General features: G+C 49.1%; 1 protein-coding gene. It reads right to left on the bottom strand.

Annotated elements, in window-relative coordinates; genetic code table 11:
• On the bottom strand, positions 1-804 hold an 804-nt coding region (locus R7Q46_RS26290), incomplete at both ends, for a choice-of-anchor X domain-containing protein (protein ID WP_318078100.1).

Here is an 804-nt window from a genome sequence, read left to right as displayed (position 1 = left end):
TGATCATGCTGCGTTTACGCTCTGCTTCGCGCTCTGCAATGATGCGTTTTTCCATCTCAATACGGCGTTGCTCGGCCAGCTCTGCTTCTTTGGCGATGCGGGCAGCCTCTAAATCCACTTCATCAACGACACTGAAGGTTTGTTCTTGAATAGGAAACACTAGTGCACGCTGGGTTGCGAAATCCGTTGCAAAGATTTCTCCGCGCCATGAGTACTTGCCCAGTTCAGGATCGTTATCCAAGTTCAAGGTGGTTTTCATACCATCCTGTGACACTTGACCTTGGCTGTAGGTAATGAAGCCATCAGGTGCATTTTGTTCGACATTTACCGCGATAGAACCGGGAGCAATCATACCTTGCTCACCGCTAACCACCAGCTGATGTGGTTTCTCTGGGCTACGAGATTGAATAAACGTACGTGAGACTGGGTTTGCGTACACCAAAATCACCTGTTCTTGCGCACGCAAAAATACGCCGTTTCCAGAAGTGATTCGTGCGCGGTACTTGCCCGGTTCCACTTCGATAGGTAATTGAACGGTGAAGACGCCATCGCCCGCTTGTTCATCCAGACCGCGACCATCATCAGAAAATTCGCCAATGATCATCGGCACTGGACGTGCTTCTTTTATCAGTTCGTCTTCATTTTCGACAAACTTAGTAAAGGTGACTCGCAAGTTGACACGGTCGAGAAAGTCTCGCAGGACAAGTGGCTTATCGTCTGAAGTTAAACGCGCGGTGAACTTGAGCGCTTCTCCGTTATAGAGACGGTTAGGGAATACGTCGGTGCTGAGCTTGAGATGTGAAA

This window comes from Vibrio sp. 811, from assembly GCF_033339195.1.
Note: the sequence above shows the minus strand (reverse complement) of the source record. Positions and strands in the feature narration are given on the sequence as shown.